Annotated in this window: 13 protein-coding genes and 1 pseudogene; 8 read left to right on the top strand and 6 right to left on the bottom strand. The window is 67.1% G+C overall.

Annotated elements, in window-relative coordinates; all coding sequences use genetic code 11:
- The 7 genes and pseudogenes from ACWETB_RS22750 to ACWETB_RS22720 form a co-directional block, all read left to right on the top strand.
- Positions 1–267, top strand: a pseudogene (locus ACWETB_RS22750) (30S ribosomal protein S3); the annotation flags it as partial.
- 3 nt (positions 268–270) lie between these two features.
- Positions 271–687 (top strand): 50S ribosomal protein L16, encoded by a 417-nt coding sequence (gene rplP, locus ACWETB_RS22745; protein WP_240860874.1) that lies wholly within the window; start codon positions 271–273, stop codon positions 685–687.
- The gene (gene rpmC / locus ACWETB_RS22740; RefSeq protein ID WP_355276545.1) at positions 687–920 is read left to right on the top strand and encodes a 50S ribosomal protein L29; all 234 of its coding nucleotides are present in this window, start codon (positions 687–689) and stop codon (positions 918–920) included. Before rplP ends, rpmC begins: the two co-directional genes overlap by 1 nt.
- The gene (gene rpsQ / locus ACWETB_RS22735) at positions 917–1,207 is read left to right on the top strand and encodes a 30S ribosomal protein S17 (protein ID WP_452213828.1); all 291 of its coding nucleotides are present in this window, start codon (positions 917–919) and stop codon (positions 1,205–1,207) included. The genes rpmC and rpsQ overlap by 4 nt, the downstream gene beginning before the upstream one ends.
- A gap of 102 nt (positions 1,208–1,309) precedes the next feature.
- Positions 1,310–2,725, top strand: coding sequence for an alpha-amylase (locus tag ACWETB_RS22730; protein ID WP_452213826.1), 1,416 nt, complete (start codon positions 1,310–1,312; stop codon positions 2,723–2,725).
- Between the two features lie 599 nt (positions 2,726–3,324).
- Positions 3,325–4,095 (top strand): sensor histidine kinase, encoded by a 771-nt coding sequence (locus ACWETB_RS22725; protein WP_452213824.1) that lies wholly within the window; start codon positions 3,325–3,327, stop codon positions 4,093–4,095.
- Positions 4,092–5,177, top strand: coding sequence for a hypothetical protein (locus ACWETB_RS22720; RefSeq protein WP_452213822.1), 1,086 nt, complete (start codon positions 4,092–4,094; stop codon positions 5,175–5,177). Before ACWETB_RS22725 ends, ACWETB_RS22720 begins: the two co-directional genes overlap by 4 nt.
- Positions 5,178–5,277: 100 nt before the next feature.
- On the opposite strand, the gene ACWETB_RS22715 is transcribed toward ACWETB_RS22720, so the two are convergent.
- The 6 genes from ACWETB_RS22715 to ACWETB_RS22690 all read right to left on the bottom strand — a co-directional run bounded on the left by ACWETB_RS22715 (position 5,278) and on the right by ACWETB_RS22690 (position 11,027).
- The gene (locus ACWETB_RS22715; protein WP_452213820.1) at positions 5,278–6,378 is read right to left on the bottom strand and encodes a serine/threonine protein kinase; all 1,101 of its coding nucleotides are present in this window, start codon (positions 6,376–6,378) and stop codon (positions 5,278–5,280) included.
- A 403-nt stretch (positions 6,379–6,781) separates the two neighbouring features.
- Entirely contained in the window at positions 6,782–7,138 is a 357-nt protein-coding gene (locus ACWETB_RS22710; protein ID WP_452213818.1) for a GNAT family N-acetyltransferase, read from the bottom strand.
- An 80-nt stretch (positions 7,139–7,218) separates the two neighbouring features.
- Positions 7,219–8,079 (bottom strand): glycine zipper family protein, encoded by an 861-nt coding sequence (locus ACWETB_RS22705; RefSeq protein ID WP_452213816.1) that lies wholly within the window; start codon positions 8,077–8,079, stop codon positions 7,219–7,221.
- Between the two features lie 310 nt (positions 8,080–8,389).
- A complete protein-coding gene (locus ACWETB_RS22700) occupies positions 8,390–9,277 on the bottom strand; it encodes an ABC transporter permease (protein WP_452213814.1) in 888 nt (295 codons plus the stop codon).
- Positions 9,274–10,068: an ABC transporter permease gene (locus ACWETB_RS22695; RefSeq protein ID WP_452213812.1), complete on the bottom strand. Its 795-nt coding sequence runs from the start codon at positions 10,066–10,068 to the stop codon at positions 9,274–9,276. The genes ACWETB_RS22700 and ACWETB_RS22695 overlap by 4 nt, the downstream gene beginning before the upstream one ends.
- Positions 10,065–11,027, bottom strand: a complete 963-nt coding sequence (locus ACWETB_RS22690; protein WP_452213810.1) for an ATP-binding cassette domain-containing protein — start codon at positions 11,025–11,027, stop codon at positions 10,065–10,067. The genes ACWETB_RS22695 and ACWETB_RS22690 overlap by 4 nt, the downstream gene beginning before the upstream one ends.
- Positions 11,028–11,795: 768 nt before the next feature.
- Between ACWETB_RS22690 and ACWETB_RS22685 the strand changes: the two genes are divergently transcribed.
- The gene (locus tag ACWETB_RS22685) at positions 11,796–18,695 is read left to right on the top strand and encodes an amino acid adenylation domain-containing protein (protein ID WP_452213807.1); all 6,900 of its coding nucleotides are present in this window, start codon (positions 11,796–11,798) and stop codon (positions 18,693–18,695) included.
- Position 18,696: the final 1 nt, after the last annotated feature.

Here is an 18,696-nt window from a genome sequence, read left to right as displayed (position 1 = left end):
GACATCGACTACGGCCTGCACGAGGCCAAGACCACCTTCGGCCGGATCGGCGTGAAGGTGTGGATCTACAAGGGCGACATCGTCGGTGGACGTCGTGAGCTGGCCGCGGCCGCTCCGGCAGCCGAGGACCGTCGTCCGCGCCGGCCCAGCCGGCCTCGCCGCAGCGGTGCCTCGGGCACCACTGCCACGAGCACCGACGCCGGACGTGCGGCGGAAGCTCCTGCTGAGGCCACTGCTGGTGCGGGCACCGAGAAGCAGGAGGGCTGATTCATGCTGATCCCACGGCGGGTCAAGCACCGCAAGCAGCATCACCCGAGCCTGAAGGGTCAGGCCAAGGGCGGCACCAAGGTGACGTTCGGTGATTTCGGCATCCAGGCTCTGGAGAGTGCCTACATCACCAACCGGCAGATCGAGTCCGCTCGTATCGCCATCAACCGGCACATCAAGCGTGGCGGCAAGGTGTGGATCAACATCTTCCCGGACCGTCCGCTGACCAAGAAGCCGGCCGAAACCCGCATGGGTTCGGGTAAGGGTTCGCCCGAATGGTGGGTCGCCCCGGTCAAGCCGGGTCGCGTGCTGTTCGAGATGACCTACCCCGATGAGCACACCGCTCGCGAGGCCCTGCGCCGCGCGCAACACAAGCTGCCCATCAAGACCCGGATCGTGACCAGAGAGGAGCAGTTCTGATGGCACTCGGAGTTGCTGCGAACGAGCTGCGTGAGCTCACCGACACCGATCTGGTCGATCGCTTGAAAGAGTCGAAGGAAGAACTGTTCAACCTTCGGTTCCAGATGGCCACCGGCCAGCTCGACAACAACCGTCGTCTGCGGACCGTGCGTCGCGAGATCGCGCGCATCTACACCGTGATGCGTGAGCGTGAGCTGGGCCTGGCGTCGGGACCGGATGGTGATGACGCATGAGTGAGGACCAGAAGGTGACCGAAACCCAGACTGAGGTGCGTAACAGCCGCAAGGAGCGGATCGGTTACGTCGTCAGTGACAAGATGCAGAAGACCATCGTGGTCGAGCTGGAAGATCGTACGCGCCACGCGCTGTACGGCAAGATCATCCGGACCACGTCCAAGGTCAAGGCCCACGACGAGAACGGCGATGCCGGCGTCGGCGACCGTGTGCGGATCATGGAGACCCGCCCGCTGTCGGCGACCAAGCACTGGCGTCTCGTCGAGGTGATGGAGAAGGCCAAGTAAAGGTCTGACTCCCGCGATACATGCGAAGTGGCCCGTTCCCCGGTGGGGAGCGGGCCACTTCGTCGTCTCCCGTGTGACGCGCAACCGGGGTTGAATGTCCTCGTGAAGCTTCCTCCGTCGCCGCTCGTCTACGAGATCAACACCTGGCCGTGGCTGGCGCAGTTGTCCGACGCGGCCGGGCGCCAGGTCGGGCTGGGCGAGGTCCCCGAACGCGAGTGGGATGCCATAGCCGCCAACGGCTTCGACGCGGTGTGGTTGATGGGCGTCTGGCGGCGCAGTGCCGCGGGAGTGGCGATCGCCCGGGCCGACGGACCGCTGATGCACTGGTTCGCCGAATCGTTGCCCGGATTCACCGACGACGACGTGGTCGGTTCGCCCTACTGCGTGCGCGACTACGTGGTCGACGCGCGCCTCGGCGGCGACGCCGGCCTCGCCGTCGCGCGAGAACAACTGGCACGGCGTGGCATCGGGCTCGTCCTCGACTTCGTACCCAATCACGTCGCCGTCGACCATCCATGGACCCGGAACCCGGAGCTCTTCATCACCGGCAGCGCCGACGATCTCGATCGCGCACCCGAGTCGTATGTCGAGGTCGACGGCGCGGTGCTGGCCAACGGTCGCGACCCCTACTTCCCGGCGTGGCGGGACGTCGTGCAGGTCAACGCCTTCCACCCGGATCTGCGTGCCCGCGCGCGCGAGACCGTGCTCGACATCGCCGGGCACTGCGACGGCGTCCGATGCGATATGGCGATGCTCGTGATGAACGACATCTTCGCCCGCACCTGGGGTGCGGCGGCAGGGCCGTCCCCGCAGAGCGAGTACTGGCCCGAGCTCATCGACGCCGTCCGGGCGGAGCATCCCGGCTTCTGTTTCATCGCCGAGGCCTACTGGGACACCGAGCCGGCGCTGATCGGCCAAGGCTTCGACCACTGCTACGACAAGACCCTCTACGACACGATGCGACACGACGTGCCGCGGTTGTGGCCCACGCTGGCGGCCGCAGCCGATCCCGCGACCCGAGTGAGCTTCATCGAGAACCACGACGAGGAGCGCGCCGCGTCGGCATTCGGTGAGCGCGATCGGCAGGCCGCTGTCGTCACCCTCACCCAAGCCGGCGCGCGCCTCGTGCACCAGGGCCAGATCGAAGGCCGGCGTCGACGGCTTCCGGTTCAGCTCGGCAGGTTCGCCGACGAGCCCGTCGACGACGACCGGGCGCTGTTCTATCGCGCGCTGCTCGGTCTGCTCGGCGAGCCCACCTTCGCGCGGGGCGACTGGTGTCTGTGCGAGGTTCGCGGTTCGTCGGACTCGGTGGTGGCGTGGACGCGCACCGGTCCGAGTCGCTGGCTGATCGCGGTCAACGTCTCCGACGCACCGGCCGTGGCCACGGTGATGACGGGCTGGGATGCGCCCCGGACACTCGACAACCCGCTTACCGGACAAGCTGTGTCTGCCGCAGCCGACGGTTCGGTCGGGGTGTCGCTGTTGGCCCGCGGCTGGCATCTGTACCGCGAGCGGTGAGCGTGTGGTCTGTTCGGGTTAGTCCCAACGGCCGATTGACCCTGGTCAGGGCCGAATGCGAGGGTGGTGCGCAATGAGTGTCATCAGCCCGGCCGGCATGCGGTCGGCCGACGGGACCACACCCGACGCCACCGGCTCACGGCTGCGAGACCGGCTGCGCTCGAAGGCACTCGCCGTGTTCTCCTCGGACGACGGAGAAGGCGACGAGGCGCGGGTCCAGCGGATCGGCGCCCGATTTCTCGGTGCCGGCGTCGTCGGCTATCTCCTCGTGTCGCTAGGGACGATCGGGCAGGCGGCGGATCTCACGGCGCCGTGGTGGCCGCCGCTGAGCGTGCTCCTGTGCATCGGACCGGGCGTCGCGCTCATCGCATACAGCTTTCGCCCCGGCACCGCCTGGCTCACACCGCTGGCGGTGACCGCCGCCGCGTGCTATCTGCTCGCCGTCGGCCTCTGGTTCGTCGCGTGGACCGGACAGACCACGGCCAACCCGCAAGACTCGGCGGTGTGGGTCGTCGTGTTCCCGGGCATGCCGAGCATGGTGCTGATGCTGGTTCATCCGCGGTGGGGGGGTCGCCAATCTCGTCGCGGCGTGCGCGGCCGTGGGCTCCGCCCAGCAACTCGGACGTTTCGGGCGGCTCACCACCGACCTGCCCGTCGAGATGGTCTGGGCCATCGCGTTCACCGTCGTGTTCCTGGCCGTGGCGCTGGTCGCGGTGCGCACCGGACGCACCCTCGACGAGACCCGCGAGGACACCTACCGCGGTGCCGCCGAGGTCGCGGCGACTGCGGCGCGCGACGTCGAGAAGGCGCGCCTCGACGGGATCATCCATGACCGCATCATCGCCTCGCTGCTCGCGGTGCAGCCCGGGGTCCCCGACCAGCGGCTCGCCGACCAGGCGTCCTCCGCCCTTGCCGAGATCGCGCGGCTGGCCGAGGGCGGCGACCCCGAACACGCCGGTGTCCTCGCCCCCGACGAAGCGATCCGCCGGATACGTTCGGCCGCAGCCGATGTGACCGATCGCGCCGAAGTGGAGATCGTGGCCGACGATCCGACCCGGGGCGACGTCGCCGGGTATCCGGTGTATGTCGTGCAGGCCGTCGTCGAAGCGTTGGCCGAGGCGCTGCGCAATGTGGTGCGGCACGCTGGGGACGATGCCGACTGCGCCGTCATCGCGCAGCTGACCGAGGGCGCGATCAGCATGGCGGTCGTGGACGACGGTCACGGATTCGATCCCGACGCCACGCCTCCGGGACGGCTCGGCATCCAGGTCAGCATCCGTACGCGGATGGTCCAGGTCGGCGGCGCCGCCCGGGTGAGCAGTCGGCCGGGCCGCGGCACCACCGTGCAATTGCTGTGGGAGCGGCCATGATCGCCACCGCCGGTGCAGGTCTGGCGTCCGAGTCCGGGGACATCACCGCGACCTTCGGACTCCGGTCGACGCCGCTCGTCGCCGCCATGGCCGCTTTCGGGGCGGCCTACCTGCTGGTGGTGGTGTACTCGTGCCGCAGTATCGACTCTCCACTGTCGTGGGTGGGCCTGGCGGCCGCCTTCCTTCTCTTCGCGGGTGTGGGTGTCGTCGTCCTCGGAGTCCGCGGCGATCCGCTTCTGTTGCGGCACACTGTTTTCACCGCTGCCGGGACCGTATTGGCCACGACCGTCGGCCTGGTGTCGCTGCCCGACCCGTCCGACCACGTGATGCAGACCGGCCCGCCGATCGGTGCGTCGGTCATCGTGCTCGCCTTCCTCGCGGTGCGCGGACGCCCGCTCGCGGCCTGGCTCGCCAGCGGATGTATCACCGTGGTGGCCATGCTGTGGGCGGCGCAGGTCGGCATGGGGGCAGGCTGGGGCCTGGCCATCACCGTGCCCGGCTACGCCGTCATGATCATGGGCTCGTTGTTCTCGGTGATGTTGCGTCCGATGACACGGCAGATCTATGCGCTCCGTGCGGCCAGCGCCGAACGGGCGGCTGCGGAGGCGGCCGCGTCGGCGGCCGCCGAGTTCCGTGGACGACAACTCGTCGAGTTCGAGGAACGCGCACACCCGACGCTCGTGTCGATCGTCGAGCGACACGACTTCGCCGAGGACGAGGTGCGTGCCGCCCGTCTGCTGGAGGCACAGTTGCGCGACGGTATCCGGGCACCCGGCCTCGACGGGCCGCAGATTCGGGCCGCGGCGTGGCAGGCCAGGTCCCGCGGAGTCGTCGTTCTGCTCCTCGACGACTGGGGACCCGACGTTTCCCGCGACCCGGAGGTGGATACCCGCCTGACCGACACGGTGGTGGCCGCACTCCACGGCACCCTCGACGGCCAGGTCACCGCCCGGATCCTGCCGGCGGGACGAGAACCGCTGGCGACCGTCACCATCGACTCGACGGACCGCGGCGAGCGGATCGAGGTCCACGCCGACGGCTCGTTGCGCTCTTTCCGGTCCCTGAGGTGCGAGGAGCGGTAGCGACGAGCCTGGAGGGGCCGGTGATGATGCGTCGCCGAGCCCTTCGAGGCTCGCTCCGGCTCGCACCTCAGGGAGCGGTTACAGCAGGGCTCGCCGATCCTCAGGCAGAGCTGCTGTCGCTCACGACGGCGAGCACTATGAAGCCGACCAGCAGCAGCAATCCGACGATGCCGGTGATCACCCCGGCCGTCGCGGCACCCCGGTTGGAGGCCGGCAGGGGCGCGCGGTCGCTGTCGCGCATCGACAGGAGGCCGAGGACGATGGCGAGCGGGGCCAGCAGTATGCCCAGACCGCACCAGCCCACGGTCAGCGACAGGACCCCCATGATCAACGCGGCCGTGGCCTTGCCGTCCGACCGCGCCGCCGGCACCGCAGCGTATCCCGACGGCGGGAAGGCAGGCACCGGCGCGGGACGGACCGCCGGGGCCGGTCGGCTCGGCGGACGGGCCTGCGGGGCCGACGGAGACGAGGACGGACGTGGCAGATCTGCGCGTGAGTTCGCTCGCGGTGCGACCGGAGCCGAACCCGACGGTGCGAGCAGGGTGGCCCCACCCGCATTCGCGGAGGGGGACGAACGCAGGGCGGCGGCGAGATCGGCGGCGAAGTGCTCGCAAGACGAGTAGCGGCGTCCGGGCTCCTTGTCGAGGGCGCGCGCCAGCACCCGATCAACCTGCCCGGACAGTCCGGTCCGTTTGCCGGTGACGGCCGGCGGAGTGACAGACAGATGCTGGTGAATGAGCATGGCCGCGTTGCTGTCGGCGAACGGCGTTGCGCCGCAGAGCAGCTGGTAGGCGGTGCACGCCAAGGAGTACTGATCCGCTCTGCCGTCGAGCGGGCCGCCTGCCAATTGCTCCGGCGAGGTGTACGCGATCGAGCCGACGGTCAGGTTGGTCGACGTGATGTGTGTGTCGTCGATGATCGGGCGCGCGATGCCGAAGTCGGCCAGCAGAATCCGGCGCTTCGACGACCCCGGTGCGCCGCCCGCGATCAGGATGTTCGCGGGCTTGACGTCTCGGTGCAGCAGTCCCTGACGATGCGCATGGTCGAGAGCCTCGGCGACCGCGGTGACGACTGCCACCACATCCGCCGCGGGCAGCCCGCGCGGATGCGAGCGCAACAGCTCCGAGGCGTCGGTGCCGTTGACGTACTTCATGGTGATCCACAGCTGCCCGTCGTGTTCGTCTCGATCGAAAACGCTCACGATGTCGGGATGGTCGAGCGTCGCGGCGATGTCCGCCTCACGAGTGAAGCGTTTGCGGAACGTCGGGTCGCCGGACAGCCCCGGGGGAGGATCTTGAGTGCGTCCTGCCTCGGCAGCCGCGGATGGTCGGCCAGATAGACCTCACCCATGCCGCCCGCACCTAGGCGTCGGACTATGCGATAGCCGGCGAACGTCTGGCCGGGATGCAGACTCACCTCAGCGCCGCCCGCGGTGATAGCTGGAGTGTCCGCATCCGTTCATGGCTGCCAGCTTAGGGGCACGCGACCGCTGCGCGACAGCCCGGTGGGATCCATTCGGTTGACCCGACGAGAACCGTCACTCTCAAGCAGTCCGGCTCGACCGGCGTCTTCATCGCGCCGATGGGCCGCGACACGCCGCGACCTCAGCCCGCTGAGTTCCGCAACCAGGAGAGGATGCCGGGCGTCACGGGCCGCGTCGACGGAGCGTAGTCGGGGTTCTTCTTCAGGAAGGCTGCCACCAGCGGACACACCCCGACGATCGTGAAGCCCGCATCACGAGAAGCATCGAGCGCTTCGCGCACGAGGATGGTCGCCAGACCCCGCCCGGCGAACTCGTCGGACACCTCGGTATGGAAGAAGACCCTTTCGGCGCCGCCGTCGTCGGGCCGGTCGCGATAGTTCGTGAAGCCCGCGAGCCGGCCCTCCGCATGGATCTCGTAGCGCCGTGCGTCGGGATTGTGGCTGACGGTGACCACGGCGCCGGTCTTATCGGTCGGCATCTGCTCAGGCGTTCGGGCTACCCGCGACGGCGCGGGCGATCACGCGTCGATCGGGACCGGCGTCGCCGGGTGATCGCCGATCACGGGAACGGAGCGGTGATGGTCCGGAAGTACTGGACTCCCGCAGCGATGGCGCTGCCGCCTCCGCCGAGAATCGTGCCCGCGATCGCACCGACCCCGGCAGCAGGCGCGACGGCGACGAGGCAGCCGATGACCGCGGCCGCAATTCCGAGTATGCAGCCGATCGTTCCGCCGACGACCGCTCCGATGGTCATGCCGATCAGCGCGGACAGACTCATGCCTGCCTGGACTTGCTGATTGAAGCGAGCCAGTGCTTGGTCGTCGCGCTCCTGACGGGTCTTCGGCTTGTCCTTGTCACTCTCTTTTTTCGCGGCGGTGCGTGCCATTGCGACCTCACGGGGATCCACCGCGGTCGATCGGGCGACGTCGCGCACCGGCACCGGGGTGAGGGTGACCGTCCGGCCGACGACTCGCGCTTCGATCGGGTACTGGCGATCGTCCATCCGATAACTCAGCGGCACCCGCCCGACATCGGCGCCGGCGCGGTCGCGGACGAGCAACTCGCCGGCGCGCACCTGGGCAGAGCCGTCCTTGAGCGCGAAAGTCACCGAAGTCTTGGTCATCGTTATGCCGACCCCGACGCCGGTCGGTGCGGCAGCAGCGCGGGTGCCGGTGGCAGCCCACTGCATGAACACCGCGGCGATGACCAGGAGCGTCACGGCACAGAAGCGGGGCAGCCGGAGGTGGTGTCGCATCGGGCGGAATGATCTGTGCGTAACCCTGGATGTCGGCACGGGAACCTCACTGTTCTGTCTACTCAGGTGCGTCGAGACCTGAAAAATGGTGGCCACGTGATGATAAACACTTTCATCGAAACGACCAACTTGTACGATTCCGATCCCCCGGTAGCCGTTCCGCAATGACCGCTCTGCCAATCTTGGAGCCTGTTTCGTCTTCGTCCGCGGGGCGTACAGGGCGCCGGTCGGACAGGTTGAAGGCTTTGGGCGGCAGCCTATTACGCGGACTTGCTACACAACGGTCGCGAGCCCGGGATAATCGCGCGCTCCACGGCCGATCTAACGCAGCTTCCGCGGGATTCTGCGTCTTTTCGTGTACCGATGATTTTCATCCGTTCGGACCAATGTCCATTCATTCGATCGGACTAACGAACCACGAATCTGGCGGTGGATCGGTGCTCGCAGTCATTCTGCGCGGCAGCCAGCCGGGTGATCAGCGGTTCGTCGCGGCCTTTCGGTAGCCGCGCAGCGCCGGGACGGCGAACACGACGATGCACCCCACTGACCAGGCGGTCACTGCGATCAGGTTCGCGGTGATCGGGCCGCCGGCCGCGAAAGCGCGCATGACCTCGATCGCCGGCGTCATCGGCTGGTGCTCCACGACCGGCTGCAGCCACGTCGGATATGCCTCGACCGGGCTGAAGCCGGAATTGAAGAACATCAGCAAACTGGAGATCAGGGACAACAGCGGCACGATCGGAGCGGTGGGACGAGCGTTCACTGCGAGCGCGAGGACGAACACGGAGAACGCGACACCGAACATCAGCGAGACGCCCATGATTCCCAGCACGGCCCACGGTCCCTGGTCGAATCGGAACCCGATCAGGGTCCCGGCCGCCAGCAGGATCGTGGTGGTGGCTGCGATGCGCACGATCTCGCACACCACCCGCGCGGTCAGATCGGCCCCTCTGTTGATGGGGAGGACGTAGAGTCTGCCCAGCAGACCGGTGCCGCGTTCGAGATTGAGCCGAACCCCACTGGATACCGATCCGAACATGGCGCTGACCAGGATCACGAGCGGAACCGTCCCGTACGCGCTGTTCTGGCCGGTGGCGCTGCCGATGGCATCGCCGAGGACCACCTTGAACATGAGCATCGTCAGCGCCGGCACCAGAAGGATCTGAAGGACGGTGCCGCGGTCGCGAAGCAGCACGACGAGTTGCCGTCGGGACAGCACCAGGGACTGCCGGTACCACGACCTCGGCGAACCCTCGGGCCGGGCGGTGTCCGGAGTGGCGGTCGGGTCGACCACAAGTCGCGACGGCGTGGCGTCCACCGACGCAGACGGTCGGGCACGGCTGGTGTCGAAGGGTGATGTCATCGCTGCAATCGCCTCGTCCCGAGGTACACCAGCCCCGCACCGAGCACGAAAAGGCCGATGCACCACCAGACGGCGGGCAGTACCACGTCGGCGGACGCGGTGTCGTCGTTGAACGCCCGCATCGCGTCCGCGAACTGCGACACCGGCTGGTTCCGTACGAACGGCGCGATCCAGTCCGGGAACTGGCTCTCCGGCACGAAGCCCGTCGAGAGCATCCCGAGAATGAGTACGGGCAGCGCAAGTGCCTGACTGGTCGCCTCCGGGCTACTCGCCAGCAGACCGATCCCGTCGGCGATCACAGCCAACGACACCCCGACTGCGACCGACACGCCGTACAAGGCGGCGGTGCCGCCGACGCCGCCCTCTGGGCGCCAGCCCATCACAAGACATACCGCTGTCGCGCATACGAGCGCGATCACCAGGAGCACCACGCTCGTACTCAAGCGGGCCAGTACCGGGACGCTGATGCGCATCGGCAGCGTGCGAAAGCGGATGTTGATCCCGTGCGCACGGTCGAAAGATGCACGCATCGCCGCCGACGACGCCACGAACGAGATCGACTGCAGGGTGATGATCGGCATCAGGAACTGCGCGTAATCCATCCCGGGGTACTGGTTCATGATCGAACGGAGTGGAAGATAGAAGCAGACGGCGAGAAAAACCGGCGCCACGAGCGCGAGGACGATCTCGCCATTGCGTACGAGGCTGCCGAGTCCACGGGTGGTCAGGGCCCACCATTGCTGTCTGGCGGTGATGCGCGGTGCGAGGGTCGCGCTGTCGACGGTGGTCACGCGCGCGAATCCACCCGATCCGGCTGGTCGGCACCGCGTTCGGTGAGGGCCAAGAAGACCTCGTCGAGGGTCGGCGTTCGCAGCGCGACGTCGGAGAGTTCGACGCCGGCGTCTGTTGTTCGACGCACTATCTCAACGAGTACGCCCGTTCCGTTGGTCGCCGGCACGCTGACCGACACGTCGGTGACGGACGGCCCTCGGGTGGCGTCGGTGGGAACGCTCGACCCGAGATCGGTGAGCAGACTGCGCACCAGACCTACCTCGTCCGGGTTGAGCGGGGTCACCTCGTAGAACGCCGTGCCGATACTCGCCTTGAGCTGTGCGGCCGTGCCGTCAGCGATCACCCTGCCTTGGTCGATGACGACGATGCGGTCGCTCAGGACGTCGGCTTCTTCGAGGTATTGGGTCGTCAGCAGGGTCGTCACGCCTTGCTCACGGAGGCTCTCCACCAGACGCCAGACCTCTTGACGGCTACGCGGATCGAGACCGGTGGTCGGTTCGTCGAGGAAAACGACCTTCGGTGAGGTGACGAGCCCGCACGCGATATCCACACGTCGCCGCATCCCGCCGGAGTATTCGCGTACGCGCCGGTCCGCAGCTTCGGTGAGCGCGAAGGACTCCAGGAGTTCGGTGGATCGCCGAACCGCGGCAGCCTTGGACAGGCCGAGTAGACGTCCGAACAGGATCAGGTTCTCACGGCCGGTCAGGGCCTCATCGAGAGCCGCGAACTGGCCTGTGAGCATGATCGACCGGCGGACCGCGGGCGAGTCTTTCGCCACGTCGTGACCGTTGATCCGCGCGAAGCCGGCATCTGGTTTCAGCAGGGTGCAGAGCATGTTGACGATGGTCGTCTTACCCGCGCCGTTCGGTCCCAGCAACGCTAGGATCGTGCCGGGTGAAACGGAGAAACTGACGTCCGCGACGGCGACGAAGTCGCCGAAGACCTTGCGAACGCCCACGACTTCGATGGCAGGCGTGGTGTTTGGTCGGAGTTCGGCGTCAGACGCGGCCACGTGAACCTCAGCGCTCTCGATCAGACCTGAAACGTACTGGGGATCGGCTACTCGGTGTCGACCGCGATACTGCTCGGCCATGGTGCTCCTCCCGGGTGTCGTGTGTGTAACTGGCTCGCGCACCACTGAGTCGCGACCGCCGATCGAGTCTGATCACTAACCTTCGGCTCTTAAACATACGGCGTGGGCAGTCGAGCTGCGTCAACCGACCGCGGCAGAGCATCATGTTCTGTATCGCTTGCAGTATCGCGCGGCCGCTGCGAACGGTTACGGTCGGGTGGAACGACAGATCCGGCGTTCGGCCATTTGGGGCACCGCAGCCCGCCCTTACGGTTCACATGTCGTCCGAATGGAGTAAACGCGTAGTTCAGCAGTGCGGTACCTGCCTTCGGCGCCGGTCGGTGCGGCAAGATCTGTACCAGAGTCGGCGGCGCCCAAGTTGTGTCGCGTGAAATTGCGTCGTAACGTCGTCCGCTGGTTCGTCGAATGACTATACGTCGTGGCATGGACAGGAGACGGCAAAGAGGACAGGCAGATACTTGGACAGGTTGAAGGCGATACCGGACCATGGTGCCGCGGTCCGGGTTGGGCCAGGTCGCAACTCGAACAGGGGCACGACAGAGTCGTGTCACTAGGTGGATTCGCCGAAGCGATCCATGAGTCATTATGTTTCTCACGGCGATCACGGTCAGAGCTTTGCCGACTAAGGAGTGAATGATGGAGGAATCTCGCCACCGTGCGGAGCCGCCGCAGGCGGACGGCGCCGCGCTGGTCTCCGGTGGGGACGATTCTCCTCGACGGCTGGACCTGACAGCGGCGCAGCGTGGGATGTGGTTTGCCGAGCACCTGTCCAGCGATCACTCCGTGAATCTCGCCCATTACCTCGACATTCGATACCTGCCGGGCGAGTTCGACCACGAACTGTTCGCCCGGTGCAACGAGGAGATCGGCAAGGTCGTGGAATCGCCGTATCTCCGGCTCGTCGACACCGACGGCGTTCCCGGTCAGATCATCGACGTCGACTACGACCAGCACGTCGACATCGTCGATCTACGTTCTGAGCCCGATCCGCCGGCCGCCGCGATGACGTGGATGCGCGCCGAGTACATGCGCCCGATCAACCTGTTGACAGACCAGCTGATCGTGATCGCCCTGTTGCGTGTCGCCGACGACCGCACCTTCTGGTACGGGCGTGGACACCACATCATCATCGACGGCTACGGCGCCATGAATCTGCTGCGGATGTCGGTGGACCGCTACAACGCCGCGCGGCGCGGTATCGAGTCGGTGGAGAAGCGGGTCGCGACGATGGCCGAAATCGTCGCCGACGAGCAGAAATACCTGGACGGACCGCGGAGGCAGAAGGATCGCGAGCATTGGCGCGCCGTGATGGCCAATGTGCCCAAGCGCGTGACGCTGTCACGGCAGCCCGGTGCTTCCGGCCTCTCCTCGCAGAATCCCGTCGCCACCAGCACCTTGTCCCCGGAATTCCAGTCCCGTCTGGAAGAAGTCGCCGCCGACCTGGGCAGTTCGATGGCAATGATTCTCGCCGCCGCCTACGGCGCCTTCCTATACCGGATGACCGGCAACGACGACGTGCTCATCAGCCTGCCGGTGACGGGCAGGTCCAGCGCGACGATCAAACGTGCCGGCGGCATGCTGTCCAACATCCTCCCGGTTCGGATGTCGGGGCTCTCGACGGTGACCGTCGGCGAACTGGTCCACTCCGTGCAGGTAGAGATGATCAGGGCGCTGCGCCATCAGCGTTACCGTTCGGACGATATCCGGCGGGACGCCGGCCTGGATGCCGAAGCACTCGGCTTCGGTCCGGCCATCAACATGGTGTTCTTCGACTCTCCCATCCAGATCGACGGGGCGAGCGTCGACTACCGAATCCTGACGTCGGGCATCGTCGAAGACATCCTCGTCAACCTCTACCAGGCCAGTCCGGGGGCGCCGCTGATCATCGACCTGCATGGCAATTCGCTCCGCTACGGTCAGGCCGAGATCGATTCGCATCATCGACGCTTCATGACCTTCGTCGAGGCGTTCGTCCGCGACACCGACAGCGCGATCAGGTCGCTGCCACTGCTGCTGCCCGGTGAAGAAGCGCAGATCGCCGCAGCCGAGGGCGGACCGGCGGCCGCCGCGGCGCACGACCCCCGAGTGCTGAGTGCCTTCGAGCGCCATGTGACCCAGACGCCCGACGCGGTCGCGTTGATCTCGGGCGACCGGGTCATGACCTACCGGGAGTTCGGCGCGCGCGTCGCAGTCCTCGCCCGCCGGTTGCTCGACGCGGGCGTGGGTCCGGATGTGGCGGTGGCGGTGTCGACGTCGAGGTCCCTCGAGATGATGGTCGCGATGTACGCGGTCCTGTCCGCGGGCGGTCAGTACGTGCCGGTTGACGTGACGGCCTCGGACGACCGCGTCTCACAGATTCTGACGACATCGGGTTCCCGGCTGCTACTGGTCCACCTCGGAGCGACTGCCGAATGGATCGGTGTGCCGACATGGCAGGTCGATGCGTCGGCGGACGTGGATCCGGCGACACCGCTCGTGAGCGCGGCCGACCGGGGGGCGGTTCGGCCGGAATCGGCGTTCTGCACCCTGTTCACGGCCGGGTCGACAGGACGGACGATGGCCGTGGTGCTCGGGCACGAGACGGTGCGCAATCGCCTCGAATGGGGAATCGACCGACTCGGGCTGTCCGCCGGGGACGTCGTTCTGCGGACGACTCCCTACACCGTCGACCGCCCGGCCGTCGAGCTGTTCGCTCCGTTGATGGTGGGCGCGACGCTGGTCCTTTCCGAGAGCGGGGACACTCCCGAGGACGGAGTGGCCCACGCTCGACGTGTGTTGTCGGAGATCGAGCGCACGGCAGCCACCGCGGTGCATTTCGAGTCGACCGTGTTCGCCGAATTCCTCGAGGCCACCAGCGCCGCGGAGTTGGCGGCTCCGACGTCGGTCCGGGTCGTGTCCACGACCGGTGAGACCCCGTCGGCCGTCTCGGTGGCCGCGGTCGGACAGAACTGGCCGACGATCGATCTGCACACCTTTTGCGGTCCCGCGGAGGCGGCCGTCGAGATCACCTGGGCCGGCATCGGGCGGGGTGGCCAGGACGAGATCACCGTGCCGATCGGCATTCCGGCGCCGAACTCGTCCTCGTTGGTGCTCGACGACCGACTGCAGCGTGTCCCGGTCGGAGTCGTCGGAGAGCTCTATCTGGGCGGACCGCACCTCGCTCGCGGATACGAGGGAAGGCCGGACCTGACCGCCGATCGTTTCGTGGCGAACCCCTACGGTGCGATCGGTGACCGGCTGTACCGCACCGGCCACCTCGTTCGTCGTCTTCCCGACGGGCGGATCGAGTATCTGGGTCGGATCGACCATCGCGAGATTCAGTTCTGGACCGATGAGCTCGCCGACCTCGGTGAAGTCGAGTATCTGCCGACCGACCGGAGCCGACCCGCTGTCGCGACCGGCCGGGGTGAGCACTCCCATCGTGTGATCCCCGCCGGCACAGTCGAGACGATGACCCGGCTCGCCACCCGGTTGCGGGTCACCCCGTTCGACGTCCTGCACGCCGGGCTGGCGGTGGTGCTGGCCAGGGTGTCGGGACAGTCCGACATCGCGGTGGCCACCGCTGTCGCGGGACGCGGAGCGCCGCATCTCGCGGCCCCTGTCGGAAGATCCGTCAACACCGTCGTCCTGCGTACCGAGGTCACGCCGCGGGCCCGGTTCGAGGATGTCGTGACCGCCGCGCGGGACGTGGCGGCACGTGCGTTCCGGCACTCCGAGGTCCCGTTCGAACAGATCGTGGAGGCCGCGGCGCCCGGCCGCAGCCGGCCGGGTGTGCCGTTGTTCCAGGTCATGACGCACTGGCAGCGCAATCAGGTGAGCGCGTCGGCGTCGGTTCGCGACGCGGGGCCGACCGACCTGCTCATCGAACTGAACGAGGTCGGCGGACCCGACGGCCCGGTGGTGCAGGTCGGGATGACCTACTCGCGCGACCTCTTCGATCCGGAGACCGTGGAGGAATTCGCCGATCAGTACCTGCGGGTCATCGACGCACTCGTCACCGACCCGCAGACGACGGTGGCGACGGTGGACTTACTGCCCCCCGATCGCGTGCGCGAGCTGACCCGGGCGCGCCCGAGCGTGGAGCCCCGGACTTTCCGTGACCTGGTTCTGGATCTGGAGACCCGGCGGGACCGATCGCGCATCGCGATCTCCGGCGCCGATCGCGTCGAGCGGTCGTTGTTCGAGACCCACACCAACCAGATCGCGCGCGAGCTCATCAACCGCGGTATCGGCCCGGGCGATGTTGTCGCGATCGCGATCGGCCGGTCGGCCGATTCCGTCATCGCCACTTTCGCCGTCGTCAAGACCGGTGCCGCGTTCGTCAGTATCGATCCCCGGTACCCGGCGGACCGCCAGCGGGCGATGGTGTCCGACAGCGGCGCAGTGATCGGTTTGTACGCGTCGGCGGTGGGCTCTCTGGGCGTAGGCCCCTGGCCCGACATGACCTGGATCGACCTGAGTGACCCCGAGGACGAGTGCCAGCTCGCCGGCCATTCGGGGTCACCTATCCGCGATGACGAGCTCGTTCGGCGCCCGAAGATCGATGATCTGGCGTACCTGATCTACACGTCGGGTTCGACGGGTGTCCCCAAGGCCGCGGCGATCACCCATCGGGGTCTGCACAACTTCACCGTCAACCAATTGGACAAGTTCGGCCTCACCAGCGCGGACAAGGTGCTGCACGTGTCCTCGCCCAGCTTCGACGCATCGGTTCTGGAGCTGCTGAGCGCGATCGGATCGGGTGCGGAGCTGGTCGTGGCGCCCGTGATGGTCTACGCGGGAGCCGAACTCGAGGCGCTCGTCGCCGAGCACGGCGCTACCCACGTCTTCCTCACACCGTCGGTGCTCGCGACGATCGATCCGGCCCGGGTGCCGTCGGTTCGCAACGTGATGGTCGGTGGGGAAGCCGTGCCGCAAGAAATGGTGCGCCGATGGGCCGAGAGCGCCGGACGCCGGACGAATCGACGCCTCTTCATCGTCTACGGGCCGACCGAGAACACGATCTACTCGGTCTGGACCGATGCCTTGACCGACCCGAACGCCCCGGTCACTCTCGGTCACGCATTGACCGGGGTGGGTGCCTACGTGCTCGACGAATGCCTTCGCCCGACACCTGACGGCGTCCCCGGGCAGCTCTATCTCGCCGGTCCGCAACTCGCCGCCGGTTACCACAAGCGCCCGGGTCTGACGTCGAGGGTCTTCCTCGCCAACCCGTTTGTGCACGGCGAACGCATGTACGCCACCGGCGATCGCGTGGTGCGTGCACGCTCGGGCGAGCTGGTGTTTCGCGGTCGACTCGACTTCCAGCTCAAGATCAGGGGCCAGCGGGTGGAGCCGGGCGAGATCGACGCGGTCCTCTTGCGCCACCGCGAGGTCGGTAACGCAGTGACTGTGGGCGTCCCCGGACCCGGTGGTCAGATGGTGCTGGTCTCCTATGCCCAGCTCGTGCCCGATTCCGCGGTCACCGCAGAGGAACTCACGAGCCACCTGGCGCAACGGCTGCCGGCGCACATGGTGCCGCAGCGCATCGTGTTCGTCGGCGACTTCGCATTGACCGCCGTCGGCAAGATCGACCGGAAGCTGTTGCCCGAGGTCGACGTGTCGCCGGCGGCCGAGTTCCTGGCTCCGCGCACCGAGCTCGAGGCGGTGGTCGCAAAGGTGTTCGCCGACGTCCTGGGCGTGGAGCGGGTCGGCGTCGACGTCGGCTTCTTCGAGGCCGGTGGCAACTCGCTGGCCGCGGTCAAGCTGGCCTCCGCGCTCTCGGAGACCACGGGCCACCAGATTCCGGTGAGGACATTGCTGGAGTCCTCTTCGGTCGAAGCCATCGCGGCCTACGTGGAGAACTCTGCGGGTGCCGCGGACGAATTTCCGCTGGTGCCCCAGCCGCGCCCGGATCGCATCCCGGTATCCGAGGTTCAGCGCGGAATGTGGCTGCTCAACCGCACCGATCCGGACTCTCCCGCGTACAACATCGGATTCGCGCTTCGCTTGTCCGGCAAACTCGATCCGGCGATGGTGCAGGCCGCGGCAGCCGACCTGGTGGCGCGCCAGACCGCGCTGCGTACGTACTATCCGATGGTCGACGGCGATCCGACCCAGCGAGTGGTGCCACCCGCCGACGTGCTCGCTGCACTCGACCTCGACCCGGTGGATGCGTTCGAGTCGCCGCTGCAGCTGGTCGAGAGCATCGTCTGCCGGGGTTTCGACGTCACCTCGCGGCCGCCGTTCCGGATGGCATTGCTGCGGACCGGCGACGACGAACACATCGTGGTGTTCGTCATTCATCACATCAGTGCTGACGGCTCGTCGCTCAGGTCGCTGGCGCTCGACTTCCTCTCGTCCGCGCGGGCCCGCGCGCAGGGACACGCACCCGCGTTCACTCCGTTGAGTGTGGACTATCTGGATTTCTCCCTCTGGCAACGTGCTCGACTGGGCGCCGTCACCGAGGGCGGCGGAAACGAGCGCGACCGGCAGCTGAACTACTGGAGAACGCGACTGGCCGGTGCACCAGAGCAGCTGCGGTTGCCCACCGATCGTTCCCGTCCGCCGGCCCCGTCGTTCGTGGGCGCCAGCGTCGACTTCAGCATTCCCGCCGACCTGGTGAGTCGCCTCGAAAAGCTTTCGCGCGGGTTGAATGTGACCCTGTTCGATGTGATGCACAGTGCCTACGCCGTGTTTCTGGGCCGGATGGCCGGAGTCGACGACGTGGTGATCGGCACCGCCTTTGCCGGGCGCGTGGCTCCGGCCCTCGACGATCTGGTGGGCATGTTCGTCAACAGCCTTCCGTTGCGGACGCAGTTGAGGCCTGCCGAGGCTTTCGACGATCTGGTGGGTCGAGTCCACGCAGAGGACATCGAAGACATGGCAAACGCCGACGTCGCCTTCGAATCGATGGTCGAGGCCACCGGCATCCGCCGCAGCAGTGCATTCAACCCGGTGTTCCAGGCGATGCTGCTTTTCCAGAACTTCGAGTTCCCGGTGGTCGAGTTGCCTGGCCTGACCATCAGCGTGGTCGAGGAAGCGTTCACGGCGGCACAGGTCGATCTGCAGCTCACGGTTTACCCGACCGATCCGCGACAACTGGGCGCGAAGGTGTCGGGCGCTCCGATGCGTGCGGCGTTCATCTACGCCACCGACCTGTTCGATGCGGAAACGATCGAACGCTACGGCGAACGATTTCTCGCCGTGCTGGAGGCGGTGGCGGCGGATTCGGCGGTCAAGGTGGGCGACATCTCGATCGCCACCGGCGCCGATCAGGTGCGGCCCGCCGACGACGACGCGCCCGTGATTTCGTTGCCTGATTTCGTGGAAGGCCGGGCTGCCGCCGAGCCGGACAGAATCGCTGTTCGCTACGGGGAGAACATAGTGACGTTCGGTGACCTTTCGACGATGACTACAGTGATGACTGCATCGTTACCGGATGCCGATTCGGCCTTGATAACGGCACTGATGAGCCTGTTGCCGGATCTTGCCTCAGCAGACCCGGAGGCACTCAGCGAGGTACTGACATCGATTCGTCGGATTGATGCTTGAG

The organism is Gordonia sp. NPDC003950 (genome assembly GCF_053605205.1).
Note: the sequence above shows the minus strand (reverse complement) of the source record. Positions and strands in the feature narration are given on the sequence as shown.